Annotated in this window: 13 protein-coding genes and 1 tRNA gene; all 14 read left to right on the plus strand. The window is 61.0% G+C overall.

The window, feature by feature from the left end:
• The first annotated feature begins 16 nt into the window (after positions 1 to 16).
• Entirely contained in the window at positions 17 to 1,579 is a 1,563-nt protein-coding gene (locus DWV32_RS00735) for a Mur ligase family protein (protein ID WP_117756891.1), read from the plus strand.
• 107 nt (positions 1,580 to 1,686) lie between these two features.
• Entirely contained in the window at positions 1,687 to 2,598 is a 912-nt protein-coding gene (locus DWV32_RS00740; protein WP_117756892.1) for an HAD family hydrolase, read from the plus strand.
• A 51-nt stretch (positions 2,599 to 2,649) separates the two neighbouring features.
• Entirely contained in the window at positions 2,650 to 3,534 is an 885-nt protein-coding gene (gene murI / locus DWV32_RS00745; RefSeq protein ID WP_117641054.1) for a glutamate racemase, read from the plus strand.
• Between the two features lie 54 nt (positions 3,535 to 3,588).
• Positions 3,589 to 4,314 carry a ribonuclease PH gene (gene rph, locus DWV32_RS00750; protein WP_117756893.1) on the plus strand — a complete coding sequence of 242 codons (726 nt, stop codon included), beginning with the start codon at positions 3,589 to 3,591 and terminating at the stop codon, positions 4,312 to 4,314.
• Between the two features lie 143 nt (positions 4,315 to 4,457).
• Entirely contained in the window at positions 4,458 to 5,099 is a 642-nt protein-coding gene (gene rdgB / locus DWV32_RS00755) for an RdgB/HAM1 family non-canonical purine NTP pyrophosphatase (RefSeq protein WP_117756894.1), read from the plus strand.
• A 3-nt stretch (positions 5,100 to 5,102) separates the two neighbouring features.
• A complete protein-coding gene (dtd, locus tag DWV32_RS00760) occupies positions 5,103 to 5,549 on the plus strand; it encodes a D-aminoacyl-tRNA deacylase (protein WP_117756895.1) in 447 nt (148 codons plus the stop codon).
• 114 nt (positions 5,550 to 5,663) lie between these two features.
• Positions 5,664 to 5,960 (plus strand): Veg family protein, encoded by a 297-nt coding sequence (locus DWV32_RS00765; protein WP_006234957.1) that lies wholly within the window; start codon positions 5,664 to 5,666, stop codon positions 5,958 to 5,960.
• A gap of 2 nt (positions 5,961 to 5,962) precedes the next feature.
• Entirely contained in the window at positions 5,963 to 6,859 is an 897-nt protein-coding gene (gene ispE / locus DWV32_RS00770; RefSeq protein ID WP_117756896.1) for a 4-(cytidine 5'-diphospho)-2-C-methyl-D-erythritol kinase, read from the plus strand.
• 49 nt (positions 6,860 to 6,908) lie between these two features.
• Positions 6,909 to 6,985, plus strand: a tRNA-Pro gene (locus tag DWV32_RS00775).
• Between the two features lie 112 nt (positions 6,986 to 7,097).
• The gene (gene tatA, locus DWV32_RS00780) at positions 7,098 to 7,373 is read left to right on the plus strand and encodes a twin-arginine translocase TatA/TatE family subunit (protein WP_152073393.1); all 276 of its coding nucleotides are present in this window, start codon (positions 7,098 to 7,100) and stop codon (positions 7,371 to 7,373) included.
• Between the two features lie 106 nt (positions 7,374 to 7,479).
• Entirely contained in the window at positions 7,480 to 7,950 is a 471-nt protein-coding gene (gene greA / locus DWV32_RS00785) for a transcription elongation factor GreA (protein ID WP_006234960.1), read from the plus strand.
• Between the two features lie 79 nt (positions 7,951 to 8,029).
• Positions 8,030 to 9,994, plus strand: a complete 1,965-nt coding sequence (gene lysS, locus DWV32_RS00790; protein WP_117756898.1) for a lysine--tRNA ligase — start codon at positions 8,030 to 8,032, stop codon at positions 9,992 to 9,994.
• A gap of 410 nt (positions 9,995 to 10,404) precedes the next feature.
• A complete protein-coding gene (locus DWV32_RS00795) occupies positions 10,405 to 11,973 on the plus strand; it encodes a threonine/serine exporter ThrE family protein (RefSeq protein WP_199576974.1) in 1,569 nt (522 codons plus the stop codon).
• A gap of 299 nt (positions 11,974 to 12,272) precedes the next feature.
• Positions 12,273 to 14,915, plus strand: a complete 2,643-nt coding sequence (locus DWV32_RS00800; RefSeq protein ID WP_117756899.1) for an ATP-dependent Clp protease ATP-binding subunit — start codon at positions 12,273 to 12,275, stop codon at positions 14,913 to 14,915.
• Positions 14,916 to 14,965 lie beyond the last annotated feature (50 nt).

The following is a 14,965-nucleotide window of genomic DNA, read 5'->3' on the forward strand; positions in this document are numbered from 1 at the left end:
CTGAGAAAGGTGAAAGATGCACCATTCGGATTCCGCGACCGTGACCACGGTCGATACGCTTGCCAAGCTTCTCGATGTGTGCGGCGAGCTGCGCGCGTCAGAGCAGGTTGACGAGCGTGCCGTGACCGGCTGCTCGTTTGATTCGCGTACGGTCTCGGCGGGTGACGTGTTCTTTTGCAAAGGCACTGCCTTTAAGCCCGCGTTTTTGAGCATGGCGCTCGATGCGGGCGCCGTCGCATTTGTGTGCGAGGAGTCGCTGGTCGAGTCTCTGGAGCCGCTGGCGCAGGAGAGCGGTGCTGCGATGCTGGTTGTTGATAGCGTTCGCACGGCCATGGCCCTGTTGCCGCCGGAGGTCTACGACCGTCCCGACCACGACGTCAAGATCGTGGGTATCACCGGTACCAAGGGAAAGACCACGACCGCTTTTATGCTCCAGTCCATCATCAAAGCGGCGGGCGAGTCCTGCGGCATGATCGGCTCGGTGAGTACCGACGATGGCATCGAGTGCTACGAGAGCACCAATACTACGCCCGAGGCCCCAGAGGTCTGGCGCCATATCGCCAACTGCCGCACGTCAGGTCGCCAGTCCATGGTCATGGAGGTCTCGAGCCAGGCGCTCAAGTACCAACGCGTCGAGAATCTGCCGTTTGACGTGGCGTGCTTCCTCAACATCGGCCGTGACCACATCTCACCGATCGAACACCCCACGTTTGAGGATTATTTTGAGAGCAAACTCAGGATCTTTGACCAGGCAAAGACCGCCGTGGTGAATCTGGGCACCGAAGAGGTTGACCGTGTGTTGGAGGCAGCGTCGACGGCCGAGCGCTTGGTGACCGTTGGCGTCGAGCATCCCGAGGCAAGCCTGTGGGCGAGCGATGTGCGCATGGTCGGCTTTAACATCGAGTTTAACCTGCATGGCCTGTGTGCCGACGAGTCCGAGGCGGGGGAGAAGGTCCTGCTGGGCATCGCGGGCGACTTTAACGTGGAAAACGCGCTGGTCGCTATCGCCGCTGCGCGCGAGATCGGCATCGGTATCGAGGCTATCAAGAAGGGCCTCTCCAAACTGCGTGTGCCGGGCCGTATGGAGGTCGTGGAGTCGAAGGACGGCCGCGTGATCTGCGTCGTTGACTATGCGCACAACCAGCTTTCGTTCCGTTCGCTTTTCTCGTCGGTCAAGCGCGCGTTTCCCGCTAGTCCAGTCATTGCAGTGTTTGGCGCTGCCGGCGGCAAGGCGCAGGAGCGCCGCGAGCAGCTTCCGCGCGAGGCCGCACCATATTCCGACCTGATGATCTTTGCCAACGAGGACCCGGCTCACGAGGACCCGATGAAGGTCTGTCGCGAGCTTGCCGAGCATGTTCCCGACGATACGCCGAACAAGATCATCCTCGACCGCGAAGCCGCTGTGCATGCGGCGTTCAAGGCGGCGCGCGAGGAGTACGTCAACCCCGATGCTCCCACCATTGTCTTGCTGCTGGCAAAGGGTGACGAGGAGCTCATGCACGTGGGCGACGAGTTCGTGCCCATCGAGAGCGACCTTTCGCTGGCCAATCGCCTGATCGATGTTACCCAGTTTGACTAATGAACCATGATGGCGGCGGCGCCCTGAGTGCGCTGTCGCCATAAGCGTGTTCCCTCAATCAAAACATGCCGTCCAAGTCCAAACCCTTCTACGTAAACGGAGTAACCATGTCCCACAACACCCTGCCGACCGTTGCCGAGCTTTCGGGCGAGATGCGCGAGCGCTTGGCCAAGGTCAAGTACGTCTTTACCGACCTGGATGCCACGATGCTCGCGCCCGGCTCGTGCGTGCTGCGCGACAACGACGGTAACCCCTCGACCAAACTCGTCGAGGCCGTCGTGGCACTTGCCCGCGCTGGTATTCAGGTGGTTCCCACCTCGGGCCGCAACCGTACCATGATCCACGAGGATGCGCGCGTGCTCGGCCTCAACTCCTACATCGGTGAGATGGGCGGCCTGGTCATGTACGACCTCAAAGCCAACGATTGGGAGTATCTGACTGGCGACATGCCTTACGACCCCGCCTGCGGCCTTACTCCGCACCAGGTGATCGAGCAGACCGGCGTGTGCGAGAAGATTCTTGCCCGCTGGCCGCACAAGATCGAGTATCACAACGACATGTCGACCGGCTACAAGTACCGCGAGGTCACCGTCGGCATGCGCGGCGATGTGCCCGACAATGAGGTCCAGGCCATCCTGGACGAGGCCGGCTGCGGCCTGGTGTGGGCCTGTAACGGTCACCTGACGCATCTGTCCAAGCCGACGACGCTCGAGCTCGATCGCGTCGAGGACGGTCGCGCGTTTAACATCAATCCCGCCGGCCTCAACAAGGGCGTTGCCATCGCGCGCTTCTGCGAGCACCTGGGGATTGAGCGCGAGGAGACGCTCGCGCTCGGCGATTCCGAGTCCGACTTCTACATGGCCGATCACGTGGGCACGTTCTGCCTGGTCGAGAATGGCCTGACGAGCGCCGGCGCGCCCGAGTTCCTGGCTGCTTGCGAGAACGCTTTCGTTACGCGCGGCAAAATTGTCGACGGTTGGGCGGCGACGGCAGAGCTGCTGGTCGCGGCGTGTTCGTAGCGCGGCGTCGCCGCACTTGGACATGTCTTTTCGAGAGAGACTGGTGAGGTAATGTCCGATATCGAGAATCCGACAGGCGACACGCGCCCGATTGGCGTGTTCGATTCTGGTTTGGGCGGTCTGACGGTTGCGCGCGCCATCGCGACGGTGCTGCCGCACGAGTCCGTCTACTACTTCGGCGACACCAAACGCTGCCCCTACGGCACGCGCACCGAGGATGAGGTGCGCTCGTTTGCGTTGCAGGCGGGCCGTTGGCTGTCGAAGCACGACGTCAAGATTATGGTCATCGCCTGCAACACGGCGACAGCTGCGGCCTTGCGTCTGGCCCAGCAGGTGCTCGACGTTCCCGTGATCGGCGTGATCGCGCCGGGTGCCCGTGCGGCAATCAACAGCACCCGTTCGCGTCGCGTGGGCGTGCTCGCCACCAACCTCACCATTCGCTCGGGCGCCTACACGCGCGCCATTCAGGATCTAGATGCCGGCGTCGATGTATACGGTTGTCCTGCCTCGAGCTTTGTCGAGGTTGTCGAACACGAGCTCGCCTCGGGTGCACATCTGCAGGAACAGTGGCTCGAGAACGAGGACATCTTCGATACGCCTGCCGTGCGTGCGCTGGTGGGTGCCACGGTTGAGCCGCTGCGCGACCACGGTATCGATACCGTGGTGCTCGGCTGTACGCATTTTCCGCTGTTGGTGGGACCTATCCGGCATGCGCTGGGGCCTGGGGTGCGCGTCGTAAGTTCCGCCGAGGAGACCACGCGCGAGCTGACCGATATCCTCACGCGCCGCGAGCAGCTGGCGGGCGACGCCGCCGAGCCGCAGCATCGTTTTGCCACGACGGCCGATAACATTGCCGAGTTTGCGGTGGCGGGCAGCTTTATCTTTGGTCAGCCGCTCAAGAGCATCGAACATATCGATATCGATGAGCTGAAATAGATGTAAGGCAGCCGCCAAAGCCTTCGCCACATCTTTTGCCGAAAGGATATTTCTATGGAGTACATGCAGGTTAACCGCGCCAACGGCCGCGCCGCCGATGAGCTGCGCCCCATCAAGCTTACTCGCGGCGTTATGAAGCACGCCCACGGTTCGTGCCTGGCCGAGTTTGGCGATACGCGCGTGCTGTGCGCTGCCACCATCGAGGAGGGCGTGCCGGGCTGGCGCAAGGGCGCCAAGGCCGGTTGGGTAACGGCGGAGTACGCCATGCTGCCGGCATCGACCGGCAAACGCTGCAAGCGCGAGCACGCCAACCGCAAAGGCCGCTCCATGGAGATCGAGCGCCTCATTGGTCGCAGCCTGCGTACCGTCGTCAACATGAAGGCGCTCGGCGAGTACACCGTCACCGTCGACTGCGATGTGATTCAGGCCGATGGCGGTACGCGTACGGCGAGCATTACCGGCGCCTGGGTGGCGCTGCACGACGCCCTCGCCATGTGGGTCGAGGCGGGCAAGATCGAGCGCATCCCGCTTACCGGCCAGGTGGCCGCCATCTCCATGGGCGTTGTCGACGGCAATACGCTGCTTGACCTCGATTATTCCGAGGACAGCCATGCCGAAGTCGACATGAACCTCGTCGCCACCGACACCGGTGAGATGATCGAGCTCCAGGGCACTGGCGAGCAGGCGCCCTTTGACCGTAAGCGCCTCAACGCCCTGCTCGACTTGGGCGACAAAGGCATCGCCGAGCTCATCGAGCTTCAGCGCCAAGCCATCGCCTAACCTGCCAAAAAGGGACAGGTTTATTTTGGCAGGTTTTATCTGGGAAAACGTCGAAGTATAAGACTGCCGTTGATTGAGAGGGGAGAGGCGGAGGCCCTCGTCGCCCTCGGCGCGGCATTGCTATAGAGACAAGGAGACCACTCATGGCACTTGAGAAGATCGACATCGACACCCTCGACCCGGCGGCGACCATCGTCGTGGCAACGGGCAACGCCCATAAGCTCACCGAGATCGAGGCCATTTTGGGCAAGGTTATGCCCGAGGTTCGCTTTGTGGCGCTCGGCCAGCTGGGCGATTTTGAGGACCCCGAGGAAAACGGCACGACGTTTTTGGAGAACGCCATCATCAAGGCGCAGGCTGCCGTCGAAGAGACGGGGCTCATGGCCATTGCCGACGATTCGGGCCTGGTCGTCGACGCGCTGGACGGTGAGCCCGGTGTGTATAGCGCGCGCTACGCGGGCGTTCACGGCGACGATACCGCCAACAATGCCAAGCTGCTTGTGAATCTGGAGGGCGTGGCCGACGAGGACCGCACTGCGCGCTTTATGAGCGTCGTCGCGCTCATCGACACGGACGGTTTGGTCACCTATGGTGAGGGCACCTGCGAGGGTGTTATCGCGCACGAGGGCCGTGGCGATCACGGCTTTGGCTACGACCCGCTGTTCCTGCCGGTCGACACGCCGGGCAAGACCATGGCCGAGCTGACGGCGGACGAGAAGAACGCCATCAGCCACCGATTCCATGCGCTCGAGCACCTATCCGCCAAACTGACGGGCGAGGAGTAGGCCGTGCGTGCGGTGGTGCAGCGCGTGCTCAACGCCGGCGTGACGGTCGACGGCGAGTGCGTGGGCAAAATTGGGCGCGGCTATCTGGTGCTGCTGGGCGTGGGCCGCGGCGACACGCGCGCCGAGGCCGATAAGCTGTGGGGCAAGCTCCGGGGCTTGCGCATTAACGAGGACGAGAACGGCAAGACCAACCTGGCACTTGCCGATGTCGACGGCGAGGTTCTCGTGGTGTCGCAGTTCACGCTGTTCGCCGATTGCCGTCACGGCCGCCGCCCATCGTTTACGGATGCCGGCGCCCCCGATGTTGCCAACAAGCTCTACGAGTACTTCCTGACGCTTGTGCGCGAGGACGTCGAGCACGTAGCGCATGGCATCTTCGGCGCCGACATGAAGGTCGACCTCGTCAACGACGGTCCATTCACCATCGTTCTGGACACAGACAATCTGTAAGTAGCCAAATTAGCTACTTGCGCGTGGTCGCAACAGGGTGCTATAGTATTAGAGTTTTGTCTATCTTAGGGGTATTATCCCCTTTTTGAATTGCACCTTCTGGAGGCCCTGTTCATGGAAGAGATGGAAGTCAATCACGTCGACGACATCCACGAGAAGCTGACCGATATGGTGGGCGATCGCGTTAAGGTGAAGGCCAACATGGGCCGCACCCGCGTCGTCGAGCGCATGGGCACCATCAAGAGCGTCCATCCGGCAGTCTTTATCGTCGAGGTTGACGAACGCCGCGGCCGCAAGTCGCGTCAGTCCTACCAGTACATCGACGTCCTTACCGGTCAGGTCGAGCTGTTCGACCCCGAGAGCGGTGAGCACATCTTTACTCCGCTCGGCAATCAGCTCGAGGAGCACTAGCGGTGACCGATTGGTCCCTGACCCTTTCCGCGCCGGCAAAGATCAACCTCTATCTGGGGGTTCATACCGAGCGTGACGCCCGCGGCTACCACAGGGTCGATTCCCTGATGGCAGCCGTCGACCTTTCCGATACCGTGACGGTCACGCCGGCGCAGGCGCTGACCGTCCAGACGATTCCGGCATCCGACTTTCCCATGCAAAAGAATACGGCGTATCGTGCAGCCGCTGCTATGGCCGAGCATTATGGTCGCGAGGCAAACATCTGCGTGACGATTGAGAAGCGCATTCCATTGTGCGCCGGCTTGGGCGGCCCCTCGACGGATGCGGCCGCGGTCATTGTTGCCTTGGCGGAGCTCTGGGGAATTGATCGCACCGACCCCGCGCTCGACGACATTGCACGGGGCATTGGCGCTGACGTTCCCTTCTTTTTGCATGCCAGCCCTGCGTTTTACGTGGGTGGGGGAGACGTGCTGGCCACCGAGTACCCCGTACTACCTGCGACACCCGTCGTGCTGGTTAAGCCGCGCGAGGCAAGCGTTTCAACAATTGAAGCCTATCGACGTTTTGACGAGGCCCCAGTGCCTGCAGACAAGCCCGGCGCGATAGCTTCTGCCTTGCGTGCTGGTGATGCCGAGACGGCATATGCGCTCATCCATAACAACCTGGGTGTCATTTCCGCACAGATGGAGCCGCAGATTCAAACGGTGCTCGATTGGCTGCGTAAACGGGACGGCGCCGTTGCTGTAGATGTGTGCGGATCGGGCGCCTGCTCGTTTGCCATTTGCGACACCGCCGTCACGGCCGAAAGGCTTGCCGACGCTGCCCTGCAAAACGGCTGGTGGTCCTGCGCGACGGAGCTCATTCCCAACACGGTTCGCATTGAAGCGCCAAAGAAATAAAAATTTCTCTAGCACGCGGCGAAAATCTTTGTTACTATAGTCGAGCTAACGGGTTGTGGCTCAGTTTGGTAGAGCACTGCGTTCGGGACGCAGGGGTCGCTGGTTCAAATCCAGTCAACCCGACCAGAGCATGAGGAGGGACCGCTTCTTGCGGTCCCTTTTTTTAGCTATTGTTGTGATACCGCGGCACCCGCGGTATACTCATTCGAGCTTGTCTCGCTGTATTGTGGAGGTCTACATGTTTGGACTGAGGGCTCCTGAGCTCATCATTATTCTCGTTGTTGTCCTGATTATCTTCGGGCCTAAGAACCTGCCGAAGCTCGGCAAGTCCCTCGGCTCTACCGTCAAGAATATCCGCGAGGGTATGGAGGGCGACGATAAGGGCGAAACCAAGCAGGCCGAGGACGTTGTGGTCGAGGAGTCCAAGGAGGACAAGGAGATCGCAGAGCTCGAGGCCAAGCTCGCTGCTGCCAAGCAAAAGAAGGCAGAGGACAGCGACGCGGACGCAGAGTAGTCCCATCCCTTTGGGGTGAGCACCTGACCGGCTTGCCCGCAGGCTAGCCGGTCTTTTTCGTTTTGTTGACAGTTGATCGTTTGATCAGAGTTGGGGAGATATCCGTATGGACGCAAGCCAGATCGTACTGACCGCTGAGGGCCGCCAGAAGCTCGTCGAGGAGCTCGCTTGGCGTGAGGGCGATTACGCCAAGGAGATCGTCGAGGACATCAAGGAAGCCCGCGCGTTCGGCGACCTTTCGGAGAACTCCGAGTACGACGCCGCCAAGGACAAGCAGGCCCAGAATGCTGCTCGCATTGCCGAGATTCAGGCCATCCTCGCCAACGCTCAGGTTGCTGCCACCACGGGCGATCTGACCGTCTCCATCGGTTCCACCGTTTCTCTGATCGATCCCAACGGTGAGGTCATGGAAGTCACGCTCGTCGGTACCACCGAGACCAACTCGCTCGAGCACAAGATCTCCAACGAGTCTCCGGTCGGCCATGCCATCATCGGTCACGGCGAGGGCGACTCCGTCGAGGTTGTTACGCCTTCGGGCAAGACCCGCGTCTACACCATCGCAAAGATCGCACGCTAGACCACGGTCCCGCGTAAAGGTATGTTTTCGCTCCCTGGGACCGAATCCTGGGGAGCGATTTAATTTGAGGAGCTAACTTATGGCAGAGAACCAGAACGCCGCCGATCAGGCATCGACGCTCAACGACGAGCGCGCCACCCGCCTGGCCAAGCGCGCCGCCCTGTTCGAGGCGGGCCAGAACCCCTATCCCGAGCACTCTGAGCTTGAGGACTACGTTGCCGATATCGAGGCTAAGTATGCCGAGCTTGCCGATGGCGAGGACACCGAGGACGTCGTGAAGATCGGCGGCCGTGTGGTCGCCAAGCGCGGTCAGGGCAAGATCATGTTCATCGTCGTGCGCGACGCGACCGGCGAGATCCAGCTGTTCTGCCGCATCAACGATATGGACGAGGCCGCCTGGAATACGCTCAAGGCCCTCGACCTGGGCGATATCCTGGGCGTGACCGGCGTGGTCGTGCGTACCAAGCGTGGTCAGCTTTCCGTTGCCCCCAAGAGCGCGACGCTGCTGTCCAAGGCCGTTCGCCCGCTGCCCGAGAAGTTCCACGGTCTCTCCGACAAGGAGACCCGCTATCGTCAGCGTTATGTCGACCTGATCGCCAACGACGACGTTCGCGAGACCTTCCGCAAGCGCTCGCAGATCCTCTCCACGTTCCGCCGCTTTATGGAGTCCGATGGCTACATGGAGGTCGAGACTCCTATCCTGCAGACCATCCAGGGCGGAGCTACTGCCAAGCCGTTCATCACGCACTTCAACGCGCTCGATCAGGAGTGCTACCTGCGTATCGCCACCGAGCTGCACCTCAAGCGCTGCATCGTCGGCGGCTTTGAGCGCGTTTTCGAGATCGGCCGCATCTTCCGCAACGAGGGTATGGACCTTACCCATAACCCCGAGTTCACCACGATGGAGGCCTACCGCGCCTTCTCCGATCTCGAGGGCATGAAGGCGCTCGCCCAGGGTGTCATTAAGGCCGCTAACAAGGCTATCGGCAACCCCGAGGTTATTGAGTACCAGGGCCAGACCATCGACCTTTCTGGTGAGTGGGCAAGCCGTTCCATGACCGATATCGTCTCTGACGTGATTGGTAAGCAGGTCACCATCGACACGCCGGTTGAGGAGCTTGCTGCCGCCGCACGCGAGAAGGGCCTGGAGATTAAGCCCGAGTGGACCGCCGGCAAGATCATCGCCGAGATCTATGACGAGCTGGGCGAGGACACCATCGTCAACCCCACCTTCGTGTGCGATTACCCCATCGAGGTTAGCCCGCTTGCCAAGCGCTTTGAGGATGATCCGCGCCTGACCCATCGCTTTGAGCTGGTCATCGCCGGTCACGAGTACGCCAACGCGTTCTCCGAGCTCAACGACCCGGTCGACCAGGCCGAGCGCTTCGCTGCCCAGATGGCCGAGAAGGCCGGTGGCGACGATGAGGCCATGGAGTACGACGAGGATTACGTGCGCGCCCTCGAGTACGGTATGCCTCCCGCGGGTGGCATCGGCATCGGTATCGACCGCGTGGTCATGCTGCTCACCAACCAGGCTTCCATCCGCGACGTGCTGCTGTTCCCGCACATGAAGCCCGAGAAGGGTTTCCAGTCCGGTGCCGCTGCTGCCAAAGCTGCCGAGGCCGGCAACACCGCGAGCCCCTTCGTCAAGCCGCTCAAGCCCACGGTTGATTATTCCAAGATTGCCGTCGAGCCGCTGTTTGAGGAGTTCGTCGACTTTGATACCTTCTCCAAGAGCGACTTCCGCGCCGTGAAGGTCAAGGCATGCGAGGCCGTCAAGAAGTCCAAGAAGCTGCTGAACTTTACGCTCGATGACGGCACCGGCACCGACCGCACCATCCTCTCCGGCATTCACGATTATTACGAGCCCGAGGATCTGGTCGGCAAGACCCTGCTCGCCATCACCAACCTGCCTCCGCGCAAGATGATGGGCATCCCAAGCTGCGGTATGCTCATCAGCGCTATCCACGAGGAGGATGGTGAGGAGCGTCTCAACCTGATCCAGCTCGACGCCTCCATCCCCGCCGGCGCAAAGATGTACTAGGGGGTTACGCGGGTTTACCAACCCGCGTAACCAGTTGACGCTGCAAGCCCGCCAGAGCGGCAATCTGCCTTTCAACTTCGGCGGCATGACCAGAAGGTCAATGCCGCCTTGTTTCAAGGCACCTTGCTCGCTCTGGCGGGCTTTCGCTGTCGTTGCCAAGGCATCGGCGTTGCCTTGGCTGTCAAGCTGGACGCGGCTCGCTGTCCGTCCTCTGCCTGCGGCGTTGTCCTGGTTGGAATGCGGCCTGCTCGCTGGCGTTGCCAAAACATCGATGTGGTCATTGGGGACGTTCTTAAACGACTACTCAATGGCTATTGAGCACATGGCTCGCATGACAGTCGTCTCTTTTATGTTTCCTTTAGCCGTCGCTGCCTAGGATGGGGGTTAGTCGGTAGGAAGGGAGCGTCTATATGGACGACGCGAGCGAGCGTGCAATCGAAGAGGACATGCTCGATCAGTTCAATTACTTTGACGATGAGGATGAGGAGCTAATCGATCGTCGCGAGCCGGCATCGCTTGATTCCTTTGATCTGGTCGATGAAGAGACTGATGAGGTTGAGGACGAATCAACGGAGCCCCCACAGTCTTCGCGCCTTGACTCGCTGCTTTCGAGAGCCCCCATGCACCACGGTGTTCGTGCCGGCGCACTCCATATGAAAACTGATTGGCACCAGATCGTGACGGCAGGCGATGAGCTTGCCGTCGATGCGCCGCTCACCGATAAATCATCCATCATCTGCCGCACCGGCATGCTTATGCTGGCAAGCGGAACAGGTGCCTGGCGCGTGCGCGATACCATGAATCGTGTTGCTGCCGTACTCGGCGTCACGATTCACGTCGACCTGAGTCTTCTGTCGTTTGAGTGCACCTGCATCGAAGATGGCCACTGCTTTAACGAGGTTGTCAGCCTGCCCACAACGGGAGTCAATACCCATCGCATTTGGATGATGGAGAGCTTCCTAAAGGAAATCGAGACGTATGGGCGCCGGTTTACCGTGCACGAATACCACGAGATGCTCAAGACCGTTGAGAGTTCAAAACCCGATTACTCTCCCTGGCAACAGGGCCTTGCGGCAGCTTGTGCTTGCGGCGCCTTCGTCTTTTTGCTCGGCGGCGGCCCTATCGAGATGGCCTGCGCATTCGTAGGCGCTGGTGTTGGCAACTTTGCTCGCTCTCATATTCTCAAGCAGGGTCTTGGCCAGTTTAGCGCGCTGACGATTGGCGTTGCGCTCGCTTGCGTTTCGTATCTGCTGGCATTGCTCGGCCTTGGCCAGGTCGTACCGGGGGCAATGTCGCACCAAGAAGGCTATATCGGCGCCATGCTCTTTGTGATTCCCGGCTTTCCCCTCATTACGGCAGGCCTCGACATCGCTAAGCTCGATATGCGAAGCGGCATTGAGCGTCTTTCGTATGCCGTGTCGATTATTGTGATGGCGACCCTTGTGGGCTGGATGGTTGCCGAGTGTGTGGGGCTGGCACCGGATGATTTTGCCCCGCTCGGCCTTTCGCCGCTTGCCCTTACGCTCCTGCGCGTGGTGATGAGCTTTGTTGGCGTATTCGGCTTCTCGGTGATGTTCAACAGCCCGGTAAAGATGGCCGCGGCAGCTGGGCTGATCGGCGCCGTGTCCAATACCTTGCGCCTTACGCTCGTCGATGCGCCGACGCTGTTTCCCTTTCTGGGCCTGAGCGTAGGTATGCCTCCCGAGGCGGCAGCGTTTATCGGCGCGCTGGTATCGGGGCTGCTCGCGAGCTTAGCCGAAATCAAGCTCACCTACCCACGTATCGCCCTCACGGTGCCATCGATTGTCATTATGGTGCCGGGCTTGTATCTGTATCGCTCGATGTATTACATGTGCACCTTCGACACGGTCAATATGCTCGGCTGGTTTGTGCGTGCAGTGCTCATTGTGGCGTTTCTGCCCGTTGGCCTGGGCGTGGCGAGAACCCTCACCGACTCTCGCTGGCGCCACACCAGCTAATTGGTGCAAATGAAACTGATCCGCAAAACATGAACGTGGATAATCTCCCGTTTTTGGCCTGTTTACGGGCTCAAAACGGGAGATTATCCACGCTCGTGGAATGGGTGTCCGAAAATCCACGCTCGTTGGGCCGATGCAGACGCACCTGGCAATTCCTTTTTTGTAGACGTTGTCACGCGGCTACGGGCGGGAAAGGTCCCAACGGTTAACATATACTCCATATGGGTAAAGAGACCAAAGCGCTGCCGCGGGGCGGCGCTTTGCGTTTGAAAAAACTAGCTCGTCTAAGAGGAACTAGCATGTTAGACCGTTTTACCGATCGCGCGCGCAAGGTCATGTCCATGGCCAAGCAAGAGGCGCTCGATCTTCATTCAAATAAGGTGGGTACCGAGCACCTGCTGCTCGCGCTTGCCAAGGAGGACGAGGGCATTGCCGCCGAGGCACTGCGTTCGCTCGATATCTCCTACGACGACATCATGGATACCCTCAAAGAGGTCCAGACCACGGTCCCCGAGCCCAGCGAGGAGACCGAGGCAGCCAAGCTCGCCTTTACGCCGCTCGTCATTAGCGTGATGGAGCGTTCATTCCGCGTGGCGCGTGAGAACAACCAGACCTACGTGTCGACCGAGCACCTGCTCATCGGTATCGTCGAAGAGGGCAACGGCATGGCCATGGACATCCTCATGCGCTTGGGTGTGTCGTCCGCCTCCATCAAAAAGGCTATCGAGAAACTCACCGCCAAGGACCAGGACAAGAAGCGTCCGCTCGCCGGCGCCGGTGCTGGTCGTCCCGGTGCGGGCCTGCCGTTCTTTAGCGGCTCGGATGCCTCTCAGCAAAAGGGGAGTGGCACCGATACGCTTAAGCAGTTCGCGACCAACCTCACGCAGAAGGCGCGCGACGGCGAGCTCGACCCTGTAATTGGTCGCGAAAAGGAAGTCCAGCGTATGATGGAAATTCTTTCGCGCCGCACCAAGAACAACCCGCTTATCCTGGGCGACCCCGGCGTGGGCAAGACGGCCATCGTCGAGGGCCTGGCACAGCAGATCGCTGCCGGCAATGTGCCCGAGAACCTTATGAACCAGAACATCTGGACGCTTGACCTGCCGGGTCTTGTCGCGGGCGCCAAGTATCGCGGTGAGTTTGAGGAGCGCCTCAAGAACGTGATCCAGGAGGCGACCGAGGCCGACGACGTCATTCTGTTTATCGACGAGATGCACACCATCATCGGTGCCGGTTCTGCCGAGGGATCCATCGATGCAAGCTCCATGCTCAAGCCCGTGCTCGCGCGTGGTGCCTTCCAGATTATCGGCGCCACCACGGCCGAGGAATTCCGCAAGTACCTCACCAAGGACCCAGCCTTCGAGCGTCGCTTCCAGACCATCGATGTCGAGGAGCCGAGCGTCGAGGACACGGTCAAGATCCTGACTGCGCTCAAGCCGCGCTACGAGGAGCACCACCACGTGCGTTACACGCAGGGTGCCATCGAGGCCGCTGCGAACCTCTCCAACCGCTACATTCAGGATCGCTTCCTGCCCGATAAGGCCATCGACCTCATTGACGAGGCCGGTGCCCGCGCTCGCATCGCCGCGAATCGCGCACCCGAGCCGGTGCGCGAGGCCGAGCATCGCATCGAAGAACTCAAGGCTGCCGCACAGGAGGCTACCGAGAGCGACGACATGAACAAGGCCGCCGAGATCACCGAGCAGCAGAAGGCCGCCGAGATTGAACTCGCCGAAGCCAAGGCCGCCTGGACCGCCGAGCTCGACGCCAGCCCGCTCACCATCGACGTGAGTCAGATTGCCGACATCGTGTCCGTGACCTCTGGCGTGCCGGTTTCCTCGCTCACCGAGAGCGAGCGCCGTCGCCTGCTGCAGACCGAAAGCGTGCTCAAGACCCGCATTATCGGCCAGGACGAGGCCGTCGAGGCCGTCGCCAAGGCCGTGCGCCGCAGCCGTTCGCCGCTCAAGGACCCGCGTCGCCCCGGCGGCAGCTTTATCTTCCTGGGTCCCACCGGCACAGGCAAGACCGAGCTCGCCAAGACGCTCGCCGAGTACCTCTTTGGCAGCAAGGACGCGCTCATCAGCTTCGACATGTCGGAGTTCGGCAGCGAGTTCGAGGTCTCCAAGCTTATCGGTAGCCCTCCGGGTTACGTGGGTCACGACGAGGGCGGTCAGCTTACCAAGGCCGTTCGTCGTCACCCGTATTCGGTCGTGCTGTTCGACGAGATCGAGAAGGCGCACCCCGACATCTTCAACATCCTGCTGCAGGTGCTGGAGGAGGGCCGCCTGACTGATAGCCAGGGCAAGACGGTCGACTTCCGCAATACCGTGATCATCATGACGTCCAACGTGGGCGCCCGCGAGATTGCGCAGGATGCGAGCGTGGGCTTTGGCACCACCGGCGAGCAGGGTCTCACGTCGAGTGAGATCCGCGGCCGCGCGATGGGCGAGCTCAAGCGCTTGTTCCGCCCCGAGCTGCTCAACCGCATCGACGACATCGTGGTGTTCCAGAAGCTCTCGGGCGAGAACCTGACCAAGATCGCTCACCTGCTTGTGGACGATCTGCGCCAGCGCCTGATTGCCAACGGCATGAACATCAAGCTCACCGATGCGGCCTATGACAAGATCGTGGCCGAGGGCACTGACCTCACCAACGGTGCGCGTCCGCTGCGCCGTGCCATCCAAAAGCTCATCGAGGACCCGTTGTCCGAGGAGCTGCTGGCCGGCGAGTGGGGCGAGGGCGATACCGTCCTGTGCGACGTGGCCGATGGCAAGTTTGTCTTTAGCCACGGTACGGGCGAGATCCCGGCACCGCGTCCGGCGGGCACGCTCGGTGGCGATACCACCCCGGCGGCACCGCACACCGGCAACGCCGCGCCCGTGAGCGGCGGCGTGACCTCGGGCCCCGGCGGCATGATGCAAACCGGCTCTGGCGCGCTGTAGGGCGTAACAAAACCTTGTGTCCACGAGGGCGTTCCAAAGGAGCGCCCTTT

It is taken from the genome of Collinsella sp. AF04-24, from assembly GCF_003465685.1.
Taxonomy (GTDB): Bacteria; Actinomycetota; Coriobacteriia; order Coriobacteriales; family Coriobacteriaceae; genus Collinsella; species Collinsella aerofaciens_AP.